Source organism: Acinetobacter sp. P1(2023), from assembly GCF_028367635.1.
GTDB lineage: Bacteria > Pseudomonadota > Gammaproteobacteria > Pseudomonadales > Moraxellaceae > Acinetobacter > Acinetobacter pittii_E.
Genome location: NZ_JAQNDD010000022.1, coordinates 1 through 1,173, shown reverse-complemented (window position 1 = coordinate 1,173; position 1,173 = coordinate 1). Strand labels below are relative to the sequence as shown.

Sequence of the window (1,173 nt, the reverse complement as noted above, 5' to 3'; positions counted from 1 at the left end):
TTTGAACGTAATAAGCCACACGTAAACGTGGGCACAATCGGTCACGTTGACCATGGTAAAACAACTTTAACTGCTGCGATTGCAACTATTTGTGCAAAAACTTACGGCGGTGAAGCGAAAGATTACTCACAAATCGACTCAGCACCTGAAGAAAAAGCACGTGGTATTACAATTAATACTTCACACGTAGAATACGATTCTCCAATTCGTCACTACGCGCACGTTGACTGCCCGGGCCACGCCGATTATGTTAAAAACATGATTACTGGTGCTGCTCAGATGGACGGCGCGATCCTTGTGTGTGCTGCGACTGACGGTCCAATGCCACAAACTCGTGAACACATCCTTCTTTCTCGTCAGGTTGGTGTACCTTACATCATCGTATTCTTGAACAAGTGTGACCTTGTTGATGATGAAGAATTACTTGAATTAGTAGAAATGGAAGTTCGTGAACTTCTTTCTACTTATGACTTCCCAGGTGATGACACTCCAGTTATCCGTGGTTCTGCGCTTAAAGCGTTGGAAGGCGATGCTGGTCAATATGGCGAGCCTTCAGTTCTTGCTCTTGTTGAAGCGCTTGACTCTTACATCCCAGAACCAGAACGTGCTATCGACAAAGCATTCTTAATGCCAATCGAAGACGTATTCTCAATTTCTGGTCGTGGTACTGTAGTAACAGGCCGTGTAGAAGCTGGTATCGTTAAAGTTGGTGAAGAAGTAGAGATCGTTGGTATTAAAGATACAGTTAAAACAACTGTAACTGGCGTAGAAATGTTCCGTAAACTTCTTGATGAAGGCCGTGCAGGTGAGAACTGTGGTATCTTACTTCGTGGTACTAAGCGTGAAGACGTACAACGTGGTCAAGTACTTGCTAAGCCAGGTACAATCAAGCCGCACACTAAATTCGACGCAGAAGTATACGTACTTTCTAAAGAAGAAGGTGGTCGTCACACTCCATTCTTAAATGGTTACCGTCCACAGTTCTACTTCCGTACAACTGACGTAACTGGTGCAATCCAATTACAAGACGGCGTTGAAATGGTTATGCCAGGCGACAACGTTGAAATGTCAGTAGAATTAATCCACCCAATCGCAATGGACCCAGGTCTACGTTTTGCGATCCGTGAAGGTGGTCGTACTGTAGGTGCTGGTGTTGTTGCGAAAGTAACTGCA

At 44.8% G+C, this 1,173-nt stretch carries 1 protein-coding gene; it reads left to right on the top strand.

From position 1 onward, the window contains the following. Positions 1-1,173, top strand: a 1,173-nt coding sequence (gene tuf / locus POD11_RS17610) for an elongation factor Tu (RefSeq protein ID WP_271743906.1), incomplete at both ends; no start/stop codon positions are given.